The organism is Rhizobium lusitanum (assembly GCF_014189535.1).
In the GTDB taxonomy this organism is placed as follows: Bacteria; Pseudomonadota; Alphaproteobacteria; order Rhizobiales; family Rhizobiaceae; genus Rhizobium; species Rhizobium lusitanum_C.
On record NZ_CP050308.1, the window covers coordinates 3,552,346 to 3,577,555 of the forward strand.

Genomic DNA, 25,210 nt, shown 5'->3' on the forward strand with positions numbered 1-25,210 from the left:
GCCCTAGCTCTCCTCCATCTCCCGCGCCATTTCCACCAGTTTCCTCACCGTATTGAGGTTCCGCGCCGTCCCAAGCTTCAGCACCGGCAGCTTCAGTTTCGAGCGGCCGGAGCCATCGGGATAGTGGATATAAATTTCCTTGCCGGCAACATGCACCTCTTCGCCATCAGGCGCTACGAGCTTGTCCAGAGCATCGGCGAGTGCGGGTTCCGGCAGGAAGGTGACGAGCAGATAGTTCGGCTTGGCATGCGGGAAGGGTGAGTGTTTGGCCACCGCTTGCAGGGGCTTGCCGGCTGCGCAGGATCACACCCGGCGATTTGCCCATCTTGCGCGCCAACGCCTCTTCCAGGCGCACACGCACTGTCGCCTCGTTCTCATCAGAACGGAAGAGCACATTGCCGCTCTGGATATAAGTCTTCACGTCGGTAAAGCCGATGCCCTCACATAGGACCTTCAACTCCGCCATCGGCAGAGTGCCCGTGCCGCCGACATTGACGGCACGCAGCAGGGCGATATGGACTGGCATCGGCTCCTCCCGATGTTCGCTTACATCTTGCCGGCGACCTTGATGGCGAAGCCGTATTCGAAGGCGATCTCTTCCAGCCGCTGGAAGCGGCCCGATGCGCCACCGTGACCGGCGTCCATATTGGTCTTGAGGAGAATCGGTGCGTCGCCGGTGGTCTTCTCACGTAGCTTGGCGACCCATTTTGCCGGTTCCCAATAGGTAACGCGCGGGTCCGTCAGGCCGCCGAGCGCCAGGATCGGCGGGTAGGGCTTTTCTCCGACATTGTCATAGGGGCTGTAGGCGGCGATCTGCTCATACTCTTCCTGGCTGTCGATCGGATTGCCCCATTCCGGCCATTCCGGCGGAGTCAGCGGCAGGGTGTCGTCCAGCATGGTGTTGAGCACGTCGACGAAGGGAACGGCGGCGATGACGCCGGCGAATTTATCCGGCGCCATGTTGGCGACAGCACCCATCAGCATGCCGCCGGCCGAACCGCCCTCGGCGATGATGTTCGCGTAGGACGTGAACTTCTGTTGATTCAGATAGTCGGCCGCTGAGATGAAGTCCTTGAAGGTATTGGTCTTCTTCTCCATCTTGCCGTCTTCGTACCAGGCAAAGCCCTTGTCCTTGCCACCGCGGATATGGGCGACGGCATAGACGAAGCCACGATCGGCGAGCGACAGGCAATTGGTATTGAAGCCAGCCGGAATGGTGACGCCGTAAGCGCCGTAACCATAGAGCAGGCAGGGTGCCGTGCCGTCGAGCGGAGTATCCTTGCGATAGAGCAGGGTGACCGGCACGGTTTCGCCGTCCCATGCCGGCGCGAAGACGCGGCGGGTGACGTAATCATCCGGATTATGGCCGGAGGGAACCTCCTGCGTCTTCAACAAAGTGCGCTCGCGCGTCACCAAATTGTAGTCGTAGAGCTGGCTTGGCGTCGTCATCGAGGAATAGGAGAAACGGATGACGTCAGTGTCGTATTCTGCGGCGCCCTGTAGACCCAGCGAATAGGCTTCTTCGTCGAAGGCAATCGCATGTTCCTCGCCGGAGACGCGGTCGCGGATGACGATGCGGGGCAGGCCGTCCTTGCGCTCCAGCCAAATGAGGTGGCGGGCATAGGCCATATGGCTGAGGATCAGCGTGCCCGGCTTGTGAGCCACGACATCGCGCCAGTTTTCCTTGCCCGGCTTGTCAACCGGCGTCTCCATGATCTTGAAATCCTTGGCGTCACCGTCATTGGTGAGGATGTAGAAGACGTCGCCGCCTTCCGCCATTTCATATTCGATACCGGTATCGCGCTCGGCCACCAGCTTCGGCTCGGCGGTCAGGTCCGAGGTCGGGATCAGGCGGTATTCGCTGGTCTCGTGATCGTGGATGTCGATGAAGATGAAGTCGTCGAGCAAGGAGCCGCCGACGCCCATGAAGAAGCCAGAATCCTCTTCCTCATAGACCAGCCGGTCTTCCGATTGCGGCGTGCCGACAATGTGATGGAATATCTTCGACGGACGATGATTTTCGTCCTGTAGCGTATAGAAGAAGCTCTTGCCGTCAGGCGCCCAGACGCCGTCGCCGCCGGTATTCTCGATCACGTCGGCAAGGTCCTCGCCGGTGTCGAGGTTGCGGACCTTCAGCGTGAAATATTCCGAGCCCTTGTCGTCATAGCCCCAGATGCCGTGGCTATGGTCGGTGGAATGATCGATGCCGGAGAGGCGGAAATAGGACTTGCCCTCATTCTCCTTGTCGCCATCGAGAAGCAGCTTGCGGTCGCCACCGTCGCGTGGCTCGCGGAAATAATGCGGCTGCTCGCCGCCGGTGACGAAGAGCGTGCCGTAGGCATAGGGGCCGTCCTTGACCGGCACGGAGCTGTCGTCCTCCTTGATCCGGCCCTTCATTTCGGCAAACAGCAGCTTCTGCAGCTCTTTCGTGTCCGCCATGGCGGCGTTCATATAGGTATTTTCAGCCTCCAGATGCGCGCGGATTTCCGGATCGAGGATCGACGTGTCCTTGAACATCGCCTGCCAGTTGTCGGCGCGCAGCCAGGCGTAATCGTCGCTGCGAGTGATGCCATGGCGCGTATCCGTGACCGGCTTCTTCGGCGCGGTGGGCGGGGTGGGGAGGCTTTTGAATGAAGACACTGGAGGGCTTTCTCTGAGTGAAAGTCGGGTATGCGATGAAAGAGAAATAGAGGGCGCTCGGTCGAGGTTCAAGCGGCAATTGCCCGCTCAAGCCTCAGGCAAGCGGATGATCCTAACTTCGTGCCGCGCTGGCGATGGTGGTACGGTCCCGCGCAGGCCTGCCTTGATGTGACCACATTCTTTAACGAAGTCCGCTTGGCGCTGCGTCGATAACAAGTGTTTCTTGGAAACGCTTTCCCAGTGGAACAGATGCAGCCCAGCCCGGAAAACAGACAAATGAGGGACCGGTCTTCATGCTGAAATTCGTCGCCATTCTCGTGCCTTTGGCCTCCATCGCAACCTCGGCGTTCGCCGTCGATGCGACCATGAAGAAGGAGCTCGAAAAGCTCGATCCTTCCGAGCGGATGGAGCAGGCCTGCGATGCGGAAGCGATGAAGCGGATCGGCACGGAGAAGACCGGCTTCAAGCCGGACAAGGTAATCGCCTATACCTTCAGCGACCCGAATATGGAGCCGAATTCGATGAATGCTGCCGGCGCTGTCTTCCGCAGCAAGGGCGATTGGTATCATCTCTCCTATAAATGCGCGACCGACCCTGAGCACGTTGAGGTGCGGAATCTCAGCTTTCAGATCGGCGACAAGGTGCCGCGCGATAGCTGGCAGAAATACTATCTCTACGACTGATGCCCTCAGCGCCTTTCGTGGCGCTCCAGGCGGTCGAGTTCAGAGAGGATGTGCTCTTGCACATCGGGGCTTTGGCGGGAGACGGCATCCGTCAATTCGCGTAGCGTCGATCTCAGCCCATGAAGCTGATCCACCAGATCCATGACCAGATCGACGCCCGGCTCATTGACGCCCATGGCGTTGATCAAATCGAGAATCAACTGTCCACGCGCGAGGTCGGCATCGCGAAAATCCCGGCCTTCTTCCGTGGTTTCAGGAATGAGCCAGCCTTGGCCAATCCAGACTTCCAGCACTGTGACATCAATCTCGAGGCGCAGACGAAACTCGCTCTCGTTCATCGCTCAGTCTCCCATGGTCTTTCTGGGATCATGCGTCTTGCCCGCCTGCCAATCGGATACCAGGGCAGTAAGCTCGGCGTCCGGCTCGTCCGGCAAGACGATCTTCAGTGAAACATAGGCGTCGCCGGCGTCTTTGCCACGGACGGGCACGCCTTTGCCCTTCAGCCGCAAGACCTTGCCAGTGTTGGAGTTCGGCTGGAGTGTGATGGTCACCGGGCCGGAGGGCGTGGGTACGCGGACCTTGCCGCCAAGCACTGCTTCCGTCAGCGAGATCGGCAATTCCAGCCTGATATCGTCGCCGTCGCGGGTGAAGAAGCGGTGCGGCCGCACATGCACCTCAATCAGCGCATCGCCCGGAGCGCCGCCGCCAGAACCGTGGTCGCCCTTGCCGCGCAGGCGCAGCGTCTGCCCGTCCTTGGTTCCTGGTGGTATCTGTACATCGAGCGCGGGTCCGTCCGGCAGGCTGATCTGCTTTTTCGTGCCGTTAACAGCGTCGAGAAAGTCGACCTCCATGGAATATTTACGATCCTGACCCTGCATTGCGGACTGGCCTCGGCTGCGACGTGAAAAGAAGCTGGAAAGTATATCGTCGGTATCGCCGAAATCGGCAAAGCCACCAGTGTTGCGGTAGGGACCGCGTTGGCCTTCGCCCCCCGCGTAGTCACGATAATAGTTACGGGCCTGCTTCTCCGCGCCGCTGCCGTCGATCTCGCCGCGGTCGAAGCGCGCGCGCTTCTCCTCGTCCCCGACGATGCCATAGGCCGCGGAGACTTCCTTGAATTTTTCCTCGGCTTTCTTGTCGCCGGGGTTGAGATCTGGATGCAGCTTTTTCGCAAGCTTGCGATATGCGCTTTGGACGTCCTTTTGCGGGGCGTCCCGTTTTACGCCCAGAATGTCATAGGGATCACGACTCATGAATGGTTCCCTTTGGGAGCGCAGGAAATATGCAGATAGTAATACGCCGGCTTCGGGTCAATCCTATCATAGATGAGGGAGCTTCGAAGCAGCGACTGCGGTAGAATGACTATAGACACATTTTCGATGGGAAATGACCCTCTTGCCGGCACATCGCCATATTTCGGTCGCCTTGCCAGAGGATGGCGGGCGCGAAGGGAAAGGCCCTATGGCAATCGCGCGCTTTTTCCGCCAAAGTTGATTTCGCTCGATCCGATCGGTGGATACTGATGAACCGCTTTCTGTTGACGTCCGTATTCTTAGCTGCCGCTGTACCGGCCGCCTATGCTACCGGGCAGGCGACTCAGCCCGCCGGCTGGCCCCCGCTGCCGCCGAAGGAAGCTGTTTCGAACGTCAAGCTGGTCGAGCCGCATCTGCACGTCAATCGCGCCGGCAAGGGCGCGCCGCGTATCGCACTCACCTTCGATGCCTGCATGGGCAAGACCGATCCGCGCATCCTCTCCACTCTGGTCGATCAGCGTATCCCCGCGACGATCTTCGTCACCGCCCGCTGGCTGCGGACCAATCCCGACGCGCTTGCCGTTTTCCTCGCGCATCCCGAACTTTTCGAGCTTGAAAACCACGGCCAGAACCATATTCCCGCTGTCGATATCCCGACCAAGGTCTATGGCATTGCCGCTGCCGGCTCACCGCAGGCCGTGGGCCAGGAAGTCAAGGGTGGCGCTGACGCCATGCTTGCCGCCGGTATCCCGCAGCCGCGCTGGTTCCGGGGCGCAACGGCAAAATATAGCCTGTCGGCCATCGCTCAGATCCGCGGCATGGGCTATCGCATCGCCGGCTATTCGGTGAATGGCGACAGCGGCTCGCTGCTGCCGGCCAAGATGGTGGAAAAGCAATATGCTTCCGCCAAGGATGGCGATGTCATCATCTCCCACATCAACCAGCCGACGCATGCGGCCGGCGAGGGGGTCGCGGCGAGCATCCTGGCGCTGAAGGCTAAGGGCGTGCAGTTCGTCCGCCTGGAGGATATCCCCGAACAGGGCGATGACGACACCACGAACTGAGCGGATGATCGGCGGCGGTCGATCACCGTTCGTGCCGCGGTCTTTATTCAGGCAATTGCGGCCGCACCTTTTCCTCGATGAACAACTCGTTGACCACGGTCATCACGACCAGGGATAGCGGCAGAGCGAGCATGGCGCCGACAGCGCCCCACATCCACGTCCAGAAGATGATGGCGAGGAAGACGACAAAGGGATTGAGCTCCCATTGCCGGCCCATGACGGCCGGAAACACCAGATTTTCCACGGCCAGATGGACGGAGAAAAAAGCGACGGCAGGTGCAAGGGCAAAAATGATATCGTCATGGGTGATGATGCCGGCAATCGCCAGCGCGATCGTCATCGTTGCGATACCGAGGAAGGGAATGAAGCTGGAGAGAAAGGCGAAGACGCCCCAAAGGATCGGCGCACTCAGGCCGCCGGCATAGGCGATGATCGTCATGATAACGCCGAGGCTGGCATAGATCAGTGCGGCGGTCGCGAAATAGAAGCCGAGCACCTGTTCCACCGCATTGATGATGCGGATCGCCGCCAATCGTGACATCCGGTTGGAAAAGGCCATGATGATCGTCTTGCGCAGGCTGACGCGACCGGCGAGGAACAGCAGCAAGGCCGCAAAAAAGATTAGCCCCTGGACGATGGCCGGCGTCAGGCTGCTGGTGACAACATGCAGCACATTGCCGGTGTTTTCGAGCAACACACTGATCGACATCGGACCGCTTTCAAAGGTTTGCGGCGTGATGTGCAGCCATTTGATCCGTTCGAGATAGGGCATCAGCCGGTCAATGGTGCGCTGAAAGACGTCCGGCCCCTCCTGTGCCAACCGGGCCAACGGTCCGGCAAGCGCATTGATGAACAGGAAGATCACCAGCGCCACCGCCGAAGACAGGAGGACGGCATTGAGGACGCGCGGAACACCAAGCTTGCTGAGCCTTTCCGCCGCAAGGCCGAGGATCATGCCGACCACCACCGCGAGTGTCACCGGAATGAGGATGATCGACATCATGTTGACGGCAGCGAACGCCAGGATGAGGAAGATGCCGATAAGAGCCCAGGCCGAGGCTATATCCAGCCCATCCTTCACGATGTCTCTGGCCGGCGTGGCACCGTCCAATTGTGCGGTATCCGCCTGAAGCGTTTCCATCCAGGCGCTGGTGCGCTTTTCACGCGCGATCGCCAGCTTGCGCTCCTGCTTGCGTGTGCCCTTGGCGATATCCATCCTGTACAATCCCCGAAGCCTTATTGCCTTTGAATATAAACGCGAAAGGCCCGCTCCGGTTCCGGAACGAGCCTTAAGATAATCGATCTATGGTTGCGATCAGGCGATCAGGTTCAGCCCGATGCCCCAGGGGTCACGCAAAGAAACGCCGCCGTCGCGCTTCTCCGTCTTGATTTCGTGCACATCGAGCGCGCCGACTGCCTTGTCGAGCGCCTGTCTGTCGTTGAAGCGCAGCGTGTAATCGGAAAGGCCGGTCATGTGTTCGGAGCGAACGCCGGCGCCACGGCTGTTCCAGGTATTGGCGCCAAGATGATGGTGATAGCCGCCCGTTGCCAGGAACGTCGCACCGGGATAGCGCCCGGCCATGACGTTCATTCCAAGCACGTCGCGATAGAAGGCATTCGCCTCCTCGACATCGCCGACCTGCAGATGGATGTGGCCGATCGCCGAGCCATCGGCCATGCCGTCCCAGCGATCCTGCGGCGCGCTTTCATAAAGCTTCTGCAGATCGAGCCTCAGCGTCGCCATCTCGACCGTGCCGTCGCCATGGAAGGTCCACTGGTCATGAGGCCGGTCGGCGTAGATCTCGATGCCGTTGCCTTCGGGATCGGACAGATAGATGGCTTCGCTGACGATATGGTCCGACGCGCCTTCAAGGGCGACGTTGTTCTGCGCCGCATGCCGCAGCCAGCGGGCAAGCTCGACCCGGTTGGGCAGCAGGAAGGCGGTGTGGAACAGACCGGCCGCCGTCTGCGGCGCGCGCTTGGCGGCGCGATCCGTCGTCAGCGTCAGCAGGGGCTGCCCGGCAACGCCTAGTACCTCGCCGCTCGCGGTCTTTTCGATGACCTTCAGGCCCAGCATGTCCTGATAGAAGCGCGATACCAGCGTCAGGTCGGTGACGACAAGGTGCGATTGTCCGACATAGGCGGGGCGCGTCAGCGCATAGGAAGGGGTGATTTCGGTCATGAGCTTATTCCAACCTCGATGTTCAGAAGAAAGAGGAACCGGCGCGGGGGCGAAAACACCACCAATGGCAGGCCTGAGGAGCTGTCGCCGGTTAATATGCCTCTTTACGATCCTTTGGCCCGCTGTACTTGACGCTGTATATGGCGGATTTCGATTGTTCACAGAAGGCCAGAAATTGCGGATTGAGCGTTCGCAATTTGTTGACGGGCCCTCTGACTTGCGCGTCTCGTCATTCACGAAGATTTACCGATATGCCGGTCGAACGCGGTTGCCTCAATGCTTCCGAGATGCCACGATTGATGCCGATATGGAACTGGAACGTATATATATGTCTGAGTTAAAAGGCATCCGCTGGGCCTATGATCGATATGAAGTGATCGCCGACAGCATCGTCAACGGCGTCGGCGTGGTCTTTGCGCTGATCGGCGCGACTGCGCTGATTTTCTATGCGACCGTGTGGAGTTCTAACGGTGAGATTGCCGCGGCCTGGATCTATGGCGTCGGCCTCGTCCTGACCCTTGCCATGTCTTTCACCTACAATCTCTGGCCGGTATCGAAGACGAAGTGGTTCCTGCGGCGCTTTGATCATTCCGCCATTTTCGTGCTGATCGCCGCCACCTATACGCCGTTTCTCGAGCGTGGCTCGGCGGATCCGCTATTGTTTGCGACGTTGATCGCTCTATGGGTCTTCGCGGCCTGCGGCATCGCACTGAAATGTTTCTTTCCCGGCCGTTACGATCGACTGGCGATCCTTCTTTACCTCGCCATGGGCTGGAGCGGCGTGCTGGTCGCCAAATCGGTGTCCATGCACATACCATCGGCGTCGATGATGCTGATCGTGATCGGCGGCGTCATTTATTCGCTGGGCGTGATCTTCCATGTCTGGGAAAAGCTGCGCTTCCAGAACGCTATCTGGCACGGCTTCGTCATCTCCGCCGCCGCCGTGCATTATTCGGCGGTGTTCACCTGCTTCAGCCTGTCACCGGGAAGCTTTTGACGACCTGCGTCGTCGGCGCACATTTCTTCGTGGGGTGCAGGCTGCGCACCAGCCGCATGACCACGGCGTCATAGCGCTGCATGGCCGCCTTCGGATAATCCATCTGGAAGAAGGCAGCGGCGCCATTGCAGAGGGCGACGCCGCGCACATAGATGATGTGGCCCTGTTTTGTGCCTGAGAAGCTGATGCCGCGCGAGGTCGATTTCGAATAGGAGATCTGCCAGCCTTCATCCTTGGCGCGCGCGACACGGATATTCGCTTCCGAGGAGAAATCGCCGTTGAGAGCATTAGCCCCGAAAATCAGCAGCCGCGCCGATTGATCGGCTGGCGTCATGGTCAATCCGTTGCCGTCGTCGCTGCGCGCGGACAGGCGGAATTCCGAAGGTAGCTCAATCGCATAGCCGAAGTGCGCATTGTCATAGGACCACCAGTCGGCGGCTTGCGCCGGCACGACGGAAAGAAACAGAAGGGCGGTCAATCGCGCGAGCATTGCGGTTTCCGGGAGGCGGGGTCTGCAAACCAGCTATGAATAGCGCATTTTTCAGCAGAAATCCCATAGTGATTCTCAGGATGGTCGAAAAATAGCGCGAATTCGTTACAGCTTGATTGCGAGCCATGCAGGAATGGCGGATTTACTTCGTCAATATCGCGGAGTAATGCCGAATTCTGTTTCATAAGCAATTGGACGAGACGATTATGGACCAAGCCGTGCTGTTGCGTGATGCCACCGAGGCCGATCTGCCTGCGATTTGCGAGATCTACAACCACGCCGTCGTTCATACGACCGCGATCTGGAACGACACGCTGGTCGACGTCGATAACCGTATCGAGTGGCTCAAGGCACGCAAGGCGCGGGGCTTCCCGGTCGTTGTCGCCGAGAAAGACGGCAAGGTCGCCGGCTATGCCTCCTATGGCGACTGGCGCGCCTTCGACGGCTACCGTCACACGGTCGAGAATTCCATCTATGTCGACAAGGACCATCGTGGTCTCGGTATCGGCGAGGGACTGCTGCGCGAACTCGTTGCCCGTGCCGCCAAGGGCGATGTCCACGTCATGATCGCTGCCATCGAGACCGGCAACGCCGTCTCCATCCGCCTGCATGAAAAGCTGGGCTTCCGCGTCGTTGGACAATTTTCCGAAGTCGGCACCAAGTTCGGGCGTTGGCTGGACCTGACCTGCATGGAATTGCGCATCCCGGCCTGATCTCACTGGTCATGCCGAAAAAAATGATTTCAGTGGGTTACGTCCGGGTTTTCTCCCGCAGGGCTTGAGGCGATCAGGCCTTTAGCCTATCCCAAGGGTGTGCTTCGGCTTTGCCGGATTCTGCGCGATCGTTCAGCAGGGAGAAGACATGGCCAGTGTTACCGGCCTGACATTCCTGGCTTTGTGTCTGCCCTTTCTAGGCGCGCTCATTGCGCCTGCCGCTGTCCGCTATTTCGGTCACAATGCGGCCTGGCCTCTTGCGCTGTTTCCCGCGCTCGCCTTTCTGCATTTTGCCGGCTTCCTCTCTACTGTTGCTGCCGGCCAGAGCGTCCAGGGTGGTTTCGATTGGGTGCCGAGCCTGGGCTTGCGCTTTTCCTGGTTGCTTGACGGCCTGTCATTGACTTTCGCGCTGCTGATCACCGGTATTGGCGCGCTGATCGTGCTCTATGCCGGCGGTTATCTGAAGGGGCATCTAGACCTCGGCCGCTTCTTCTCTTTCATCTTCCTGTTCATGGGCTCGATGCTCGGCCTTGTCGTGTCGGACAGTTTCCTGACACTGTTCGTCTTCTGGGAGCTGACCTCGATCACATCGTTCCTGCTGATTGGCTTCGATCATCAGCGCGAAGCGGCGCGCCGGGCAGCGCTGCAGGCGTTGGTCGTCACCGGCGGGGGAGGGCTGTTGCTGCTCGCCGGCCTGTTGCTGATTTGGCAGATCACCGGGGCCGCCGACATGTCCGGCCTGCTGAAGGCGGGCGGCACGTTGCGCGAGAGCCCGCTCTATCTTGCCGCGCTCATCCTGGTCCTCGGTGGCGCCTTCACCAAGTCGGCGCAGTTTCCCTTCCACTTCTGGCTGCCCAACGCCATGGAAGCGCCGACGCCGGTGTCGGCCTATCTGCATTCCGCGACCATGGTGAAGGCCGGTGTCTATCTGTTGATGCGCCTCAATCCCGCCATGGGCGGCACGACGGCCTGGCAGACGATCCTGCCGCTCTTCGGCGCCGCGACGCTGTTGGTGGGCACGCTGCTCGCCATTCGCCAGACCGACCTGAAGCTGAAGCTTGCCTATACGACGGTCTCTTCGCTCGGGCTGCTGGTGCTATTGACCGGCTTCGGCTCCGATTATGCCATCGAGGCGGCCGTGCTTTATCTGGTGGCGCATTCGCTGTTCAAGGGCGCGCTTTTCATGGTCGCCGGCATCGTCGATCACGAAACCGGAACGCGCGACATCACCCGCCTCGGCGGCCTGCGCGCCGCCATGCCGCTGACTTTTGCGGCAGCACTGGTTGCGGCAATCTCGATGGGTGGTCTGCCGCCGGCCTTCGGCTTCCTCGCCAAGGAGGAGATCTATGCCGCACTGGCCGAGGCTTCCGTCTGGTCGATTGCCCTGACGGTTGTCGCGATTGCCGGCAACGCGCTGATGTTCGCCATCGCCTTCGCAGTGGCGCTGAAGCCGTTCCTTGGGGCTCGCGTCGAGACGCCCAGGCATCCGCATGAAGCGCCGCCGCTGCTCTGGCTCGGTCCGGTCGTGCTTGCCGCTCTCGGCCTGGTCGCTGCGCTGTTCTCAGATCTTTGGCATGCCTATGTCTCCTCACCGATGGCAACAGCCGTCGGCGGCAAGACAATGGAGATATCGGTCTCACTCATTCCGCATATCGGCGTGCCCTTGCTATTGTCGGCTCTGACCGTGCTGATCGGTGTCCTCGTCTACTGGAAACTCGACCGCGCGCGCTTCCTGATGTCGGTGGTGCTGCGCCACCTCGGGCCGGGGCCAGATCGCGGCTTCGATGGTTTCATCTCCGGGCTGGTGCGCCTGTCGCACATCGTTTCACGTTTTCTGCAGCCCGGCCGGCTGGAGATCTATATCGCCGTGACCTTCCTCTGCCTCGCCGCCATGCTGCTGGTGCCGCCGGTGCTTTATGGCGAGCTGCCCGCCGTCCCCTCATGGCCCGACATGCAATGGCACGAAGCGGCGATCTTCCTCATCGCCATCATCGGTCTCGGTGCCGTCGTCATGGCCCGCGACCGGTTGACGGCAATCGTGTCGCTCGGCATTCAGGGCTTTGCCGTCGCCGTCATCTTCCTGCTGTTCGGTGCACCCGACCTGTCTTTCACCCAGTTCATGGTCGAGACGCTCTCCGTCGTCATTCTGGCGCTGGTGATGACGCGGCTGCGGCTTTCCGCTTCCGATCGCCGTCCACCGTTGCAGATGCTCTTGCATGCCGTGCTCGCCGCTGCCTGCGGTCTTGGTTTCGGGCTGTTGCTGCTGAAGGCGACACAAGCGCCCTTCGACCTGACACTGACCGCCTTCTTTAATCAATATTCCAAGCTGATCGCCCATGGGACCAACGTCGTCAACGTCATCATCGTCGACTTCCGTGGCACGGATACGCTCGGCGAGATCGCCGTCGTCACCATCACCGGCCTTGCCATCCTGGCGCTGATTCGCATCCGTGCCGGCGGCGAACGCAAGCTCGCGGCCAATGATCCGGATCTGGACGAGAAGATGGAGGCCGAGCGCCGATGAACACGCTGATCTTCCGTACCGCCGCCCCGTTTCTGACCGCTTTGATGCTGCTCTTCTCCGTCTTCGTGCTGCTGCGCGGCCATAATGAGCCCGGCGGCGGCTTCATTGGCGGCTTGATTGCGGCATCGGGCTTTGCGATCTATGGCATTGCCTGCGGTGTGTCGGCGGTACGACGCGCGATTGTCTTCCATCCGCTGGCGATTGCCGGTTTCGGGCTGCTGGCGTCGACGGTTGCCGGGCTCCTGTCGATCTTCTCCGGCGTGCCCTTCATGACCGGGCTGTGGATCTATCCGCATCTCCTGGGCGTCGAGGTGCCGCTCTCCAGCGTCATGCTATTCGATATCGGCGTCTACCTGGTCGTCGTCGGCGCGATCACCTCGATCGCGTTGGCGCTCGAAGAGCGGGAGGTGGAGTGATGGAGGCTGTCTTTGCCGGCCTCGTCGGTCTGTTTTTCGCTGTCGCGATCTATCTGATGCTATCGGGATTTTCGATCCGCATCATGCTCGGCATCGCCATTCTCGGAAACGCCGTCAACCTGTTGCTGTTCACAGCGGGCCGGGTGACCCGCGAAGTGCCGCCGATCATTCCGGCCGGTGCCGATACACTGAGCATGGACGCCGCCAACCCGCTGCCACAGGCGCTGATCCTGACGGCAATCGTCATCTCCTTCTCTTTCCTCGCTTTCCTGCTGGTGCTGACCTACCGGGCCTATCAGGATCTCAAGACCGACAATACCGGCGAGATGCGGGTGGCAGAACCGGACGAGCGGCCGATGCCGCCTTTGGGGTACTAACGACATGGCGGCACCCAGCAACACCGCTGTCGATCTTTCCGCCGCGCTGGTGACAGCGCCGGTGGAGGCGGGGCATTGGCTGGTCATCCTGCCGGTGGTGCTGTGCATCGGGCTCGGCGCGATCTTGATGATGCTGCGCGACCGTACGGCCTGGCACGGCTGGATCGCCATTCCCGGCCTGGTCCTGCTGGTGCTGGTCGATGCGGCCCTGCTTCACAAGGTCGCCACCGAAGGGCCGATAACCATGGTCATGGGCCGCTGGCTCCCGCCCTTCGGCATCGCCTTCAGCGTCGATCTCTTCGGTGCGATCATGGCGCTGACCGCGGCCGTCGTGGCGCTTGCCGGCGGGCTCTACGCGCTCGGCGAGATTACCACTAGTGGCCGTCGCTACGGCTTCTTCCCTTTCCTGATGCTGCTGCTTGCCGGCGTCAGCGGCGCATTCCTGACCGGCGACGTCTTCAATCTCTACGTCTGGTTCGAAGTGTTGCTGATCTCCTCCTTCGGCCTATTGATCCTAGGCTCGGAGCGCGAGCAGATCGACGGCGCCTTGAAATATGCCGTGCTGAACCTGATCGCCACGACGCTGTTCCTCGTCTCTGTCGGCTACCTCTACGCCATCTTCGGCACGCTCAACATGGCCGATATCGCCATGAAGGCGAGGGTGCCCGGCAACACGGCGCCACTGATGACGCTTGCCGGGCTTTTCCTTCTCGCCTTCGGCATGAAGGCTGCGGCCTTCCCGGTCAATTTCTGGCTGCCTGCCTCCTATCATACGCCGCGCATCACCGTTTCGGCGCTGTTCGCCGGGCTGCTCACCAAGGTCGGCATCTACGCGCTGATCAGGGTGCTGGTCATGCTGTTCCCGGTCGAGCGCGCCGGGCTCGGCCCGATCACGACGGCGGTCGCCATCGCCACCATGCTTGCCGGCGTACTTGGCGCGCTTGGCGAAAACGATCTCCGCCGCCTGCTCGGTTATGTCGTCATCTCCGGCATCGGCACGATGCTGGCGGGCGTGGCGCTCGGCAGCGCCGAGGGCCTCAGCGGCGCGATCTTCTATGCGCTGCATTCCATGGTGCTGATGACAGCGCTCTACCTGCTGGCGGGCCAGGCGGCCCGCCTTGGTGGCAGCTTCTCGCTTTTCGCGCTCGGCGGACTTTACCGGCAAAGCGGCTGGTTCGCCGGTCTGTCGCTGGTGTTGTTTTTCGCCGCTTGCGGCCTGCCGCCATTTTCCGGCTTCTGGCCCAAGGTCATCCTGGTGAAGGCAGCGCTCGACACCGGCGCATGGTGGCTCGCCGCCACGATCCTGTTGACTGGCTTCCTCACCACCATCGTCTTTGGCCGCATCTTCCTGCTCGCCTATTGGCGATCAAGATCAGAGCAGGAGGACACCGTCGCGCCGGGGCCGATTGTCTGGCAGGCTGGCCTGCCGATCCTGGCGCTGACTGCTCTGGTGATCGGTTTCGGCCTGTTTCCCGAGCAACTTCTGCTCCTGACACAACGTGCCGCCGGCGGCCTTGAAGATCCGTCCGCCTATCTGCGTTCGGTCTTTCCGGGAGGGGTAGGGGTACAATGATCCTGTTCGTCTTCAACCTGCTGCTTGCCGTTGTCTGGGTTGCAATCACCGGCAGCGCCTCCTTCCTTAATCTCGTCTTCGGCTTTGTCCTCTCCGCGCTCGCGCTGGCGATCGTACGGGAATCCTATGGTGGCGCGCTGTATCTCGGCCGTGTCAGACGCATTCTGGCGTTGCTTCTTCTGTTCCTGCGTGAACTGGCGAAATCCGCATGGGCCGTCGCGGTCACGGTCATGAGCCCGAGGATGGATGTGAAGCCCGGCATCTTCGCCTTTCCGCTGACGGTCGACCGAGACTTCGAGATCGCGCTGCTCGCCAATCTCATCACACTGACGCCTGGCACGCTCTCGGTCGATGTCTCCGACGACCGCAAGACGCTCTATGTGCACGCGCTCGACTGCTCCGACCCGGAGGCGGTGAAGCGTGATATCGCCGAGGGTTTCGAGCGCCGGATACTGGAGGCTTTCCGATGATCGCCGCGTCCATCGTGTCCGCTGCCGCCATGGTGGCGCTTGGCATTCTCTGCTTGGCCTTCCTGCTCACCGTCTATCGCGTGGTAGTCGGTCCAACCTTGCCCGACCGGGTGCTGGCGCTCGACATGCTGGTGGCGGTCGCCATCGGCTTTATCGCCGTGATCGCGATCAAGACCGGCTTCACCCTTTATATCGATATCGCCATTTCGCTCGGCCTTGTCGGCTTCCTTGCCACCGTCGCTTTTGCCCGGTTCATCCTGACCCAGGGCGGGCAGAGAGGAACCGAGCAACAGGCTTCGCCGACGAATGTGGTGGAGGGCGGGGCCAGGCCAGCCGCAAGCAAAAAGTCGCGCAAGGATGGCCGGCGCAAAAAGGGAGGACGGTAATGGAACTGGTCGTGGCCCTCATCGTCGCCTTCCTGCTTCTGGCGGGAGCATTGTTCGCGCTCGTTGCCGCGATCGGCATAGTCCGCCTGCCGGACCTTTATAGCCGCATGCATGCCGCCTCGAAGGCTGGCACGGTCGGCTCCGGCCTGCTGCTACTTGCGGTCGGTGTCCATTCGCAGGATCTGTCCATATTGGCGCGGGCGCTAGCGGGGTTCCTGTTCTTCGCCTTGACCGCGCCGATTTCGGCTCATCTCCTTGCACGGGCCGCCCACAAGGCTGGCCACCGGCTGACGCCACCGTCGGTGCGCGACGAGTTGGCAAAGTATCAGATGGGACGGCGTTCTTACAAAACGAAAGGCTAACAAACGCAAGGATTGCTAGAAAAGCAGTACAATTCTAGCTGTAAGTTACCTATTTTTAATAGATGAGAATTTTGCCAGTAAGTGATACAATTAAAAACTGGACTTTTGGGTAAAGAGTGCTAATTCACATTCAAGTAGAGTTCTGATGTTGAATTAGTCTCGACCGGCTTTAAGTGCCCAATGTTCTGATCTTTCTTTCAAGCAACGGCGCGAAAAACTTGCTTCCGGTTAAGGATTGGCGGACCTATCTCCGTCGTCACTGATTCTATCATCAGACGGTATAGAAACGGGTTTCGTCGTACGAGGTCTAGGGGTGGATTTCGTATTGTCGGCACTTTGGCATGTAATGCCCCGTTTTTTGCCGATGGCTGCTACGAATATGGACGATACGCGCTTGCGCGGATTGCCCAGTGCATAGGCCCCGAAAATCAAAATGGTTTTCGACAGGATTATGCGCGGATCATGAGGAATGCTGTGTCTTACGCGCTCAAGTGGAGGCGTGACACGGTAAGCAAGCCGATGAACAGGAGAAAATAATGACAGATATGGCCCTTGGCGCTGGCCAGGATTTGCTGGTTGAGCTTACAGCCGACATCGTGGCGGCTTATGTCAGCAATCATGTAGTCCCGGTCACTGACCTTCCGAATCTGATTACCGACGTACACTCCGCCTTGAGCAGCACTTCGGCTCCGGCACCTGCCGTCACCGTTGTTGAAAAGCAGAAGCCGGCCGTATCCGTTCGTAAGTCAGTACAGGACGATCAGATTACCTGCCTGGAATGCGGCGGCAGCTTCAAGTCGTTGAAGCGTCACCTTATGACTCATCATACCCTTTCTCCGGAAGAATACCGGGAGAAGTGGGATCTGCCGGCCGACTATCCGATGGTCGCGCCAGCCTATGCCGAAGCCCGTTCGCGTCTTGCGAAGGAAATGGGTCTCGGTCAGCGCCGCAAGCGCGGTGCCCGCTGAGTTCTCGAATGGACTATATCCAAAAAACCCGGCTTTCGAGCCGGGTTTTTTATGTGGGCCTTCGCGCGTCGAAAATTACGCCGCGGCGCGGATTCTCGCTTCTTCGCGAATACGCCTGATCATCGAGCGCAATCCATTGGCGCGCTGCGAGGAGAGATGTTCGACGAGGCCAATCTTGCCGAAGACGTCGAGCGCGTCGAGGGCGGCGATCTCCGAGGCCGGCTTGCCGGAGTAGGTGGTGAGCACGATGGCCACCAGCCCGCGCACGATATGCGCGTCCGAGTCGCCTTCGAAGGTCAGCACCGGATTTTCCGGATCGCCCGAGGCATGGGTCACGAGCCAGACCTGGCTAGCGCAACCCTGCACCTTGTTTTCCAGGATCCGTTTCTCTTCCGGCAGGTCCGGCAGCATCTTGCCGAGCTCGATCACATAGCGATAGCGATCCTCCCAGTCGTCCAGGTAGGAGAAATCCTCAATGATCTGCTCAAGCGTTGCCATTATGCCGGTCCAATTGTCTAATTGTCTGCATATAGGCGAAATGGCCGATGATTTGAACCCGTGTCAAAAAGAACGCCGTGAGCGATGGGCTGGCTCACGGCGCGTAGGACACAGTCATCGATGTGAATGGATCAGGTCCGCGGTTTCGGCAAAGGCACCGGGATAAAGGACGGCAGCTTAAGCGAGCCGGTGACGACCACATCGGCAGTCTCATTGTTGATCGCGCGCTTGGCTGGCAGCGGCTGTGCCTCGGCTGCGGCCTGTTCATGGCTGACGGCGGCGGGCGCAGCCTGATCGCCCGGCTTCTGATCCTTGAAGTGCTGACCGAGCAGGTCATAGGCGACGCGGGCTCCGTCGCGGGCCTGGTAGCCGAGCGCGGTGAGCGTTTCGCCGCCCTTGAGGCAGACATCGGGTTTCTCGGTGCACATGGAGCCGACATATTGCATGACGCCGGAGGCAGCTGACAGTGCGTCGGAAACCTGTACCTGCGGCTCACCCGCCGGCCGGGGATCGCCCTGCGGCTTGGCGAAGATCGGCAGGAACATGAGGACCAGCGAAAACCAGAACCCTGCTCTAATGAGAAACCACATTGCCTTGCCCATCCTGTACTTCGTTCGGTCTTGAAACCGATTCGAATCCGTTGATCCGACGTTGTTCAGACCCTATTCGGCAGAGGAAAACATCGCTTTTCAAAACTTGGATGTATTTTCGGCAAATTTGATTCAAATTGTAGCTTTCGGAATTTGACGCCTATTTAGCTCGAATTGTAGCGATTGCTGTTAAGTATGTCTCGGCCGATCTGCTTGATCTCTAGGGGATTGCGGTTGCCGGCCGCGCTCCAAAAGTTAACACGCAACGGAAATCTAAATAAAATCCGTTGCTTACCCGCTGTTAACCACAAAACCCAAAGGTCCGGCGATGTGCGCCAAAACGGGATTTTCGGGCTTTTTCAGCAGATCCACGCGCCTGTCCTTTATTCTTTCCTTAAGTCGCCAGAGCCTATTGTGGCCTGGATAAATGACCGTTTGTGCGGGTTTTGGTGTGCGCGTATTGAGTAACATGGCTGGCAGGGCTGGAGCCCTCGTGGACCGGACGGGCGAAAGCTGGCTGTCCCGGACAAGCGGGAATGGCGAGGTCCGTGGACAAGAACTGGCGATCCTGCGCCGGCTCGCGCTCGCCTCCTCCGTGGCGCTTATCGCCGTTCCGGTAGGACTTTCCTTCATCACCACCCCGGCCGTTGCGCTGCCGGTCGGCGTTGCCACGGTCTGCGCCGCATTCCTGTTTTCCGCAGTCGGCAGCATCGCTCTGTCACGTCAGCGGCCCGCCTCGGAAGCCGTCGAGGTTGTCGTCGTCGAGCATCGTGACCTGATGCTCGAGGCGGCCAGTGGCCTCGTGCTTCTGTTTGATCCGCAGGGCAGCGTCACCGCTGTCGGCGGGCGCGATCGCGCGGAATTCCTGGGCTGGATGCGCGACCCCTCCGGGCGCGGCTTCATCGAACAAGTACATATCTCCGACCGCATTCTTTTCCTGCAGGCTGTCGATACGCTGCGCCAGGGCCGCGACGCCCTTGGCGTCGATCTGCGTCTGGAGCGCTCGGCGGTTATCGAGGGCAACGACCAGTTCATCCATATCCGCATGGAGATGAGTGCGCGGCGCGACAGCGAGGGCCGGTTGACCGCGATCGTCAGTCAGTCGCGTGATATTTCCTATGATCAGCAGCTTCGCGAGGAGGCTGTCCGCAAGACAGAGGAAGCGGAATCGGCCAATGATGCCAAGTCGCGCTTCCTCGCCGCTGTCAGTCATGAGCTACGCACGCCGCTCAACGCCATCCTCGGTTTTTCGGATATTCTGAGCGGCGAGTATTTCGGCAAGCTCGAGAATGACCGTCAGCGCGAATATGTCGCTTTGATCCGCCAATCCGGTGGGCATCTGCTCTCCGTGGTCAACACGATGCTCGACATGAGCAAGATCGAGGCCGGGCGCTACGAGCTTATGACCGAACCATTCCCCATCGAGGCCTCCATTGGCGCTTGCGAAGCCATGCTGGCGCTGCAGGCGAAGGAAAAAGGGTTGACGCTCTCGAGCCGCGTACAGCGCGGCCTGGGCGATATCGTCGCCGACCAGCGCGCCATCCAGCAGATCCTTATCAACCTCGTCGGCAATGCCATCAAGTTCACCGATGCCGGCGGAGCCGTCACCATCGATGCGGCAATGGCCGAGGGTATGCTGAAGCTCTCGATCTGCGACACCGGCATCGGCATCGCGGCCGATCGGCTCGCTTCCCTTGGTCAGCCTTTCGTCCAGATCCAGAACGATTATACTCGCCGTTACGCCGGCACCGGCCTGGGCTTGTCGTTGGTCAAGGGACTGGTCGGGCTGCATGGAGGCAGCTTTGCCATCGCCAGCGCCCCGGGCGAGGGAACCGTGATCACGATCCTCATCCCGCTCGACGGATCCGGCGTGGTGGTGCAACAGCCTGTGGATGTCAACCGAACGGTCGATTTTCCGCCACGTCTGAAACATAATCTGGAGATGAATGGAAAGCGAAAAGAGGAAGAGATGAATGGCCCCGCAAAAGCGAAAATCGCCTAAGGGAAGGGGCAAGGGCAGGCGCAAGCAACCTGGCCTTGCTTCCCGAGGGGCGGTTGCCGTTGGCAGCCTTGGCCTGCGCGGTGCCGGCGCGCTGGGTGGCTTTGGTGCGCGCGGCGCCGGTGCATTGGCCGGATTGCTCGGCAGCGCTGTCGGCCGGCATCCGGCGGCGGCCGGCGGCATTGCGCTCTTCTTCGCGGTCTTCGGCTTCGTCACAGCCAATGCCCTCTGGTATCAGGTGGGCACGCACCCATCGCCGCTGCTGCGCACCCGCGATCCCGGTGCGCCCTATCAGATCCCCGGTCGCAAGGCCTTCCTGCTCGGGCAGCAAGCCGATAATGGCAATGTTACGACGTTCCGCATCGAGCGTCAGGACTCGGAAGCGTCGAACGACGCCGCCTCCAATAAGCCGGCTCTCGCACCGACGGCATCGGTTCAAACCGCCAGTTCTGTCACTCGCATTGCCAGCAAGCCGACGGTCGCCGCCGTACCGACGGAGCGGCCGATCAATGTTTCCGCCGATGCGTCGGCCATCGACCCTGTCGCCGCCGCCATCCGCAGCGCCGAGAAGGATGTTGGCAAAAGCGGTGCTACCCCAAGGAGCGCGCCGAGCGACGCGGTCAATACCGTCAACATGGTGATGCAGATCCAGAAGGGCCTGAGCAACATCGCCTATAGCAATGTCAGCATTGATGGCGTTGCAGGCGAGCAGACCAAGGCCGCCATCCGCCGCTTCCAGAAGCATTACCGGCTGCCGGAAACCGGCGAACCCGACCTGGCTGTCCTGAAGAAACTGCAGGATATCGGCGCGCTTTAATCCTTGCCGTCAATTGCCTCGCCTTCCGCTGGCCGCTATAGCTCAGCCATGAGATTGCGCAGCGACATCTTCGTTTCCGCCTTAACCCGCCGCCTTTTTTCGCGCGGCGACTTCGCCGCTGTCGAGCACAAAGGCTCGGAGGAGGCCGGGGCGATCTTCATTCGCCAGCGTTTTCGTGATGGTCTGGAGACGCTTTATGCGCCCGCGCCGCAGAGCTTTTTCGATGAAGAGGAAAGCGGTGCGCGCCTGTTTGAAATCCGCATGGATCGCAAGGAGCCTGACGAGATCAGGCAGATGCTCGATCGCGAGCTGAAATTCGATCCCGATCTCTGGATCATCGAACTGGAAACGGATGATATCGCCGATATCGTGCCGCTGACCGACCAGCGCATCAATCCGCTCGACTGAGATGGGAGCTGGAGCGGTTCAGCGCTCTATCCTGTTGTTTTGACGCAATTCCGAACGGAAAACGGCTGCGCACTTTTCCTGAAATTGCTCTAGCGCCGGCTGACGACGCGCAGTTCGCGGATCGGGCTTTCCCTGTTGCCGAACAGAGGCGCACCTGATTGCGGTGCGGTCGTCTGTTCCGGCGGCAGATAGGTGTAGCTGTCGGCGCGGCGCCAGGCTTCGACGCGGACGTGGCTTTCCTCCGCATCGATGCTGTCCAGCACCAGCCAGGCACGGCTGACGCTGCCGTGACGTTCGGCAAGCTGCGGATAGAAGCGCTCCAATGCATAGACGGCATCGGCAAAGCCCATGCCGAGGCTCACCAGCGTCACCGCCAGTTGCTGGCCGGAAGTGTCGATCATGATGCGCTCGGCAAGCCAATGGCTGGAGGTGAGCGCATCGGCGAGCGTGGCGGCAAAGTGCTGCGCATCCCGTTCCCGGGCGAAGCGCACCATCAAGGCTTCCTGCGTATCGGAAAGATTGCGAAGACCGAGGCGGTCATTGTCGTCGCGGCCGAGATGGCGTGTCACCTGCTTGATCTTCCGCCGCAGGGCTTCCTCGCGGGCGAGGCGCTCGGCCTCGGGGTCAGGCAAGCCTGTTTCCGAGCGTGGCGTCGGAGGAAGTTCGACCGCCGGGATCTCCAGTGTGGACATGCCACGCTCCGGCTCCGCCTGATGCAGGCCGACAAGGGCATCGATGACTTTGGGAGATAGCGACGGCCGGCGGACGATGGCCTTCGCATGTGCGGCGCCCTGCGTGCGGGCAATGGTGATCAGCGTGTCGTCGTCGATCGCCTGCGAACTTGTCAGAAAAGGTGCGGCGATGGCGATCGGCTGACAGCCGACGAAGAGGGAGACGGCTGCCGGTACGCTCGGGCATTGCGAGAGGGCTGCGACTGCCTGGCGTTTTGCTTCGTCGGTCGATGCCTGGAAGAGGGGAGTGAAGAGTTCGGCGAACTGGCGCAGCTCGGATTTGGACGGGTGGCTCATGCCTTCGAAACTGGTGACCGTCGCCATTAGGACCACGTCCTTCTTGCGAACTGCCGCAGGCTCTTCCAGATCTCGAAACCGGTCACGCACGCCAACACCCATACTGATACGCGAAACAAAAAGAACGGGAGCCGGATCATCAAACGCATGCGACGCGGTGTCTTTCTTCGGCCAAGCCGGAGCGCGCTAGGCTCTTGCGCGCGCAATTGGCAGTGGCTGTCGAAACGGTCGTATACACGGTCGTCCTGATCTGGCTTTTTTCCAGAGTAAGGCTGGCAGGGTTAATGGTTGGTGAAAACTTTATTAAAATCCGAATAAAAACTGCGCGTTAAGCTTGCGCGAGGTTTTTCGCGGAATGCGCGTCGGATCGCTTGTGTTTGATGGTTCTTGGCCCGCATGGCAGCTATTCAGGTGCGGCAGGCTGATTGTCGTACTCAACTTATGAGAGCTTTGGCGGCTCTCGCCCGCCAATGACGTGAGGATGTGGCCGGAAGCCGGGATATCGACGGCTCCAACTTAAAGCCCTCTATGTTCCCTTAACGCCGCCACCAGCTTCTCGGATGTGTCGTAACCGGATTGAAACAGGCTGATGGCCGCCGTTGCCGCGAACTGCGCCTCGGTACTTTTGATGTCGATCCGCTTCTCCAGGCACCATTTATCGAGTGCGCCCCGCAAGACGGTGACGTCCTCGGGAGAGAAGAAGGAATTGCCTGCCATTGACATTGCCCACCCTCTGTTTCACCCGTCACAATACGTTAATTTGCCGTTACCACAAATAATATTTGCGTGACGCTTTTCTGCAACGCGCCGCATCGAGACTCCACCCGCCGCCGCTGGTGGTTTTCTATCTAAGAATATGATTTCATGATGTTTTATGGGAAAAATTCTTCTCAAGTTTTTTACATTGCATATGAAACCATAGCCGGCCTCTCCGCGTTTATTGGTCAGGAGGCCGCAGAAGCTCATGCAAGGCGCGGCGATGATTAGCACTCTGTTAACTACAGTATGTCTGAATTCGGTTGAAAACAGCGATTTGCAGAATTTAGTCGCATGATAGTTCGCATGGAAGCCACAGTCCGGCGTCCATGTCGCGGTGTTCAGGGAATGCCGTGAGAAGGCGTGAATGCCCTTTGTCGGATCCACACGAGTTGGAGAAGTCTAAAGGGCACGCTGGTCCGCTTCAATGGCGGGCAGGGTGAAATCAGTCGCAAATTCATCCGTCTCAGATTGTGGATGGAGACGAGAATGGTAAAGATCATTTCCCTTTCGGACCGACGATCGCGGTCGCCTCGGCGCGTCCAAAAGGAGCCGGTTGAAGCGAGGATCCTTTTGTTCACCGGCGTGCGCTACGAGCGCCTCGACGCCAGTTCCCACCGTCCCGGCGCGGGACCGAAGCGGGCAAAGGGCAAGTAGCTCGATCATAGGCCGGCGCAGTCAGCCGCGCCCAGCCGCCAAGGCGGCTTTCAGCTTCGCGGTTCAAACCACGATATGCATCCGATTAGCCCGGCTTTTCAGCTTAATCTCACTGTCCATCAAACACGTCGCATCCGGCTTCCGACAGGAAGTTCCGGGCGGCATCGTCGAAGCTTGCTTCGGGCGCCATGGCGCGCAGTACGACATAGCCTTCCGCGCGGGGCACCTCGACCAGGATCGATTGGGCGAGCGATGACGGCAGCGTCTTGCGGATACCCGTCAGCTGGACAGGCGAGGCGAGCAGCAGGTCCAGCGCTCCGCCGACCGAGGTGCGGTCGCTCATGCTGAACACTTCGTTGGACGCCGCGTCATAGACCGATAGCGACCAGAACGGCACCTTGCCCTTGGCGGTCAGGCGGATCGGTTGCGATCCGATATCGAAAGCGCAGACGGCGGTGCGGATATAGGGATCGCTATTGGACAGCCCCGCATCGTCGTCCTTGTTGTCGAGCATGTAGAAGTGGTTTTCATCGCCTTCATCCTCGACGCGGGTATAGGCGTCGCGGTCGGAAAAATGGGGGAGGGACAGGATGATGATGAGGTGCAGAAGGGCTGCGCCAAGCACTCCGGTCAGGATGGCGAAGACGGTCCTAAACATGGCCGCATCCGATTTTCTCGAGCTTCGGCATGGACAGATCGATCAGACCGGAATTGCCGGCAGCCGGTGTATCCAGCAGCGTCCACGCCAGTCGGAAGTTGCCTCCGGAGGGCAGCGCCAACCAGTTGCCGGCCTGTGCGTCCGGCGAAACGGTGATGCTGAAGCTTGAATCGGAATTGCGCAGCACCACCCATGAATTGATCGCCGAGGGCCTGCCAGGAGCGGGCTCGAGCGGTTCGCCGTCGTTGCCGGCGATGAATAGCGTCCACAGCCTTGCCGGTGGAGTCTGGCCGCTGATCCGATACCGGCAAGCCGCCGTCAGCCGCGCGCCGCTATCGTCATCAGATGCAATGAACGAAAGCCCCTCGGCAGTGCCATAGAGCAATCGTCCGGCGCGGGCGCGATGCGACTTCGCATAAGGGTCGGCATCCGAGGTGTGCATATCCGGAAAAGCCTGCCAGGCGCCGAGCTTGATGGCGCCGAAGCCGGAGGTCGCATCGAGCGCAAAAAGCGTGAATAGGATTCCGCCGCCAAAAGCGAGCATCAGCGAAAGCGCAACAAGAAGGGGAACCCGGAACACCCTAAGATCGTCCTTATGACCAATCAGGCGCCGATTTATCCCTGATTCTGACGGCAGGGGAAAGGGTTAGTGGGGTGATTGCTGAACTTGCACATCAAAACCAGCTTATAACCATCGCGTT

27 protein-coding genes and 1 pseudogene are annotated in these 25,210 nt (G+C 60.1%); 15 read left to right on the forward strand and 13 right to left on the reverse strand.

What is annotated here, in order from left to right; translation table 11 throughout:
• Positions 1 to 3: 3 nt before the first annotated feature.
• A pseudogene (locus tag HB780_RS30935) lies at positions 4 to 526 on the reverse strand (DUF1697 domain-containing protein).
• 20 nt (positions 527 to 546) lie between these two features.
• A complete protein-coding gene (locus HB780_RS30940; protein ID WP_183692049.1) occupies positions 547 to 2,640 on the reverse strand; it encodes a S9 family peptidase in 2,094 nt (697 codons plus the stop codon).
• Positions 2,641 to 2,933: 293 nt separating this feature from the next.
• On the opposite strand from HB780_RS30940, the gene HB780_RS30945 reads away from it, so the two are divergent.
• Entirely contained in the window at positions 2,934 to 3,323 is a 390-nt protein-coding gene (locus HB780_RS30945; protein ID WP_183692051.1) for a DUF930 domain-containing protein, read from the forward strand.
• 5 nt (positions 3,324 to 3,328) lie between these two features.
• Here HB780_RS30945 and HB780_RS30950 read toward each other — a convergent pair whose 3' ends face one another.
• Together HB780_RS30950 and HB780_RS30955 are read right to left on the reverse strand one after the other, a co-directional pair.
• A complete protein-coding gene (locus tag HB780_RS30950) occupies positions 3,329 to 3,661 on the reverse strand; it encodes a chaperone modulator CbpM (protein ID WP_183692053.1) in 333 nt (110 codons plus the stop codon).
• 3 nt (positions 3,662 to 3,664) lie between these two features.
• Positions 3,665 to 4,576, reverse strand: coding sequence for a DnaJ C-terminal domain-containing protein (locus HB780_RS30955; protein WP_183692055.1), 912 nt, complete (start codon positions 4,574 to 4,576; stop codon positions 3,665 to 3,667).
• Between the two features lie 269 nt (positions 4,577 to 4,845).
• Here HB780_RS30955 and HB780_RS30960 point away from each other — a divergent pair, with 269 nt between their 5' ends.
• Positions 4,846 to 5,640 (forward strand): polysaccharide deacetylase family protein, encoded by a 795-nt coding sequence (locus HB780_RS30960; protein WP_183692057.1) that lies wholly within the window; start codon positions 4,846 to 4,848, stop codon positions 5,638 to 5,640.
• 43 nt (positions 5,641 to 5,683) lie between these two features.
• Here the strand turns inward: HB780_RS30960 and HB780_RS30965 are convergent, their stop codons facing one another.
• Both HB780_RS30965 and HB780_RS30970 read right to left on the reverse strand, forming a co-directional pair.
• Positions 5,684 to 6,856, reverse strand: a complete 1,173-nt coding sequence (locus tag HB780_RS30965; protein WP_183692059.1) for an AI-2E family transporter — start codon at positions 6,854 to 6,856, stop codon at positions 5,684 to 5,686.
• A 99-nt stretch (positions 6,857 to 6,955) separates the two neighbouring features.
• Positions 6,956 to 7,918, reverse strand: coding sequence for a VOC family protein (locus HB780_RS30970; RefSeq protein WP_435693935.1), 963 nt, complete (start codon positions 7,916 to 7,918; stop codon positions 6,956 to 6,958).
• A gap of 232 nt (positions 7,919 to 8,150) precedes the next feature.
• On the opposite strand from HB780_RS30970, the gene trhA reads away from it, so the two are divergent.
• On the forward strand, positions 8,151 to 8,819 hold the full coding sequence (trhA, locus tag HB780_RS30975; RefSeq protein WP_183692063.1) for a PAQR family membrane homeostasis protein TrhA: 669 nt from the start codon (positions 8,151 to 8,153) through the stop codon (positions 8,817 to 8,819).
• On the opposite strand, the gene HB780_RS30980 is transcribed toward trhA, so the two are convergent.
• Positions 8,794 to 9,309: a hypothetical protein gene (locus HB780_RS30980; RefSeq protein WP_183692065.1), complete on the reverse strand. Its 516-nt coding sequence runs from the start codon at positions 9,307 to 9,309 to the stop codon at positions 8,794 to 8,796. The two genes, trhA and HB780_RS30980, sit on opposite strands and share 26 nt — an antisense overlap.
• Before the next feature lie 206 nt (positions 9,310 to 9,515).
• Here HB780_RS30980 and HB780_RS30985 point away from each other — a divergent pair, with 206 nt between their 5' ends.
• The 9 genes from HB780_RS30985 to HB780_RS31025 all read left to right on the forward strand — a co-directional run bounded on the left by HB780_RS30985 (position 9,516) and on the right by HB780_RS31025 (position 17,098).
• Positions 9,516 to 10,022, forward strand: a complete 507-nt coding sequence (locus HB780_RS30985) for a GNAT family N-acetyltransferase (RefSeq protein WP_183692067.1) — start codon at positions 9,516 to 9,518, stop codon at positions 10,020 to 10,022.
• A 148-nt stretch (positions 10,023 to 10,170) separates the two neighbouring features.
• Entirely contained in the window at positions 10,171 to 12,546 is a 2,376-nt protein-coding gene (locus tag HB780_RS30990) for a putative monovalent cation/H+ antiporter subunit A (protein WP_183692069.1), read from the forward strand.
• Positions 12,543 to 12,962: a Na+/H+ antiporter subunit B gene (locus HB780_RS30995; protein ID WP_183692071.1), complete on the forward strand. Its 420-nt coding sequence runs from the start codon at positions 12,543 to 12,545 to the stop codon at positions 12,960 to 12,962. Before HB780_RS30990 ends, HB780_RS30995 begins: the two co-directional genes overlap by 4 nt.
• Positions 12,962 to 13,339, forward strand: coding sequence for a Na+/H+ antiporter subunit C (locus tag HB780_RS31000; protein ID WP_183692073.1), 378 nt, complete (start codon positions 12,962 to 12,964; stop codon positions 13,337 to 13,339). The genes HB780_RS30995 and HB780_RS31000 overlap by 1 nt, the downstream gene beginning before the upstream one ends.
• Positions 13,340 to 13,343: 4 nt before the next feature.
• Positions 13,344 to 14,912: a Na+/H+ antiporter subunit D gene (locus HB780_RS31005; protein WP_183692075.1), complete on the forward strand. Its 1,569-nt coding sequence runs from the start codon at positions 13,344 to 13,346 to the stop codon at positions 14,910 to 14,912.
• The gene (locus tag HB780_RS31010) at positions 14,909 to 15,382 is read left to right on the forward strand and encodes a Na+/H+ antiporter subunit E (protein WP_183692077.1); all 474 of its coding nucleotides are present in this window, start codon (positions 14,909 to 14,911) and stop codon (positions 15,380 to 15,382) included. The genes HB780_RS31005 and HB780_RS31010 overlap by 4 nt, the downstream gene beginning before the upstream one ends.
• Entirely contained in the window at positions 15,379 to 15,768 is a 390-nt protein-coding gene (locus HB780_RS31015) for a cation:proton antiporter (protein WP_183692079.1), read from the forward strand. The genes HB780_RS31010 and HB780_RS31015 overlap by 4 nt, the downstream gene beginning before the upstream one ends.
• The gene (mnhG, locus tag HB780_RS31020; protein ID WP_183692081.1) at positions 15,768 to 16,130 is read left to right on the forward strand and encodes a monovalent cation/H(+) antiporter subunit G; all 363 of its coding nucleotides are present in this window, start codon (positions 15,768 to 15,770) and stop codon (positions 16,128 to 16,130) included. Before HB780_RS31015 ends, mnhG begins: the two co-directional genes overlap by 1 nt.
• Positions 16,131 to 16,666: 536 nt before the next feature.
• Entirely contained in the window at positions 16,667 to 17,098 is a 432-nt protein-coding gene (locus HB780_RS31025; RefSeq protein ID WP_183692082.1) for a Ros/MucR family transcriptional regulator, read from the forward strand.
• A 75-nt stretch (positions 17,099 to 17,173) separates the two neighbouring features.
• Here HB780_RS31025 and HB780_RS31030 read toward each other — a convergent pair whose 3' ends face one another.
• Complete coding sequence (locus HB780_RS31030) at positions 17,174 to 17,596, reverse strand: SufE family protein (RefSeq protein ID WP_183692083.1); 423 nt, start codon at positions 17,594 to 17,596, stop codon at positions 17,174 to 17,176.
• A gap of 131 nt (positions 17,597 to 17,727) precedes the next feature.
• On the reverse strand, positions 17,728 to 18,186 hold the full coding sequence (locus tag HB780_RS31035) for a DUF5330 domain-containing protein (protein ID WP_183692084.1): 459 nt from the start codon (positions 18,184 to 18,186) through the stop codon (positions 17,728 to 17,730).
• A 469-nt stretch (positions 18,187 to 18,655) separates the two neighbouring features.
• Here HB780_RS31035 and HB780_RS31040 point away from each other — a divergent pair, with 469 nt between their 5' ends.
• The 3 genes from HB780_RS31040 to HB780_RS31050 are packed head-to-tail and all read left to right on the forward strand — an operon-like array spanning position 18,656 to position 21,410.
• Positions 18,656 to 20,188 carry a sensor histidine kinase gene (locus HB780_RS31040; RefSeq protein WP_183697655.1) on the forward strand — a complete coding sequence of 511 codons (1,533 nt, stop codon included), beginning with the start codon at positions 18,656 to 18,658 and terminating at the stop codon, positions 20,186 to 20,188.
• Entirely contained in the window at positions 20,160 to 21,002 is an 843-nt protein-coding gene (locus HB780_RS31045) for a peptidoglycan-binding domain-containing protein (RefSeq protein ID WP_183692085.1), read from the forward strand. The genes HB780_RS31040 and HB780_RS31045 overlap by 29 nt, the downstream gene beginning before the upstream one ends.
• A 48-nt stretch (positions 21,003 to 21,050) precedes the next feature.
• Positions 21,051 to 21,410, forward strand: a complete 360-nt coding sequence (locus tag HB780_RS31050; protein ID WP_183692086.1) for a DUF1491 family protein — start codon at positions 21,051 to 21,053, stop codon at positions 21,408 to 21,410.
• A gap of 89 nt (positions 21,411 to 21,499) precedes the next feature.
• On the opposite strand, the gene HB780_RS31055 is transcribed toward HB780_RS31050, so the two are convergent.
• From HB780_RS31055 to HB780_RS31070, 4 genes are all read right to left on the reverse strand, one after another.
• Positions 21,500 to 22,528, reverse strand: a complete 1,029-nt coding sequence (locus HB780_RS31055; protein ID WP_286203096.1) for a DUF2336 domain-containing protein — start codon at positions 22,526 to 22,528, stop codon at positions 21,500 to 21,502.
• 426 nt (positions 22,529 to 22,954) lie between these two features.
• Positions 22,955 to 23,161: a hypothetical protein gene (locus HB780_RS31060; protein ID WP_183692088.1), complete on the reverse strand. Its 207-nt coding sequence runs from the start codon at positions 23,159 to 23,161 to the stop codon at positions 22,955 to 22,957.
• Between the two features lie 799 nt (positions 23,162 to 23,960).
• Complete coding sequence (locus HB780_RS31065; protein WP_183692089.1) at positions 23,961 to 24,509, reverse strand: DUF1254 domain-containing protein; 549 nt, start codon at positions 24,507 to 24,509, stop codon at positions 23,961 to 23,963.
• Complete coding sequence (locus tag HB780_RS31070; RefSeq protein ID WP_183692090.1) at positions 24,502 to 25,089, reverse strand: DUF1214 domain-containing protein; 588 nt, start codon at positions 25,087 to 25,089, stop codon at positions 24,502 to 24,504. Before HB780_RS31070 ends, HB780_RS31065 begins: the two co-directional genes overlap by 8 nt.
• Positions 25,090 to 25,210 lie beyond the last annotated feature (121 nt).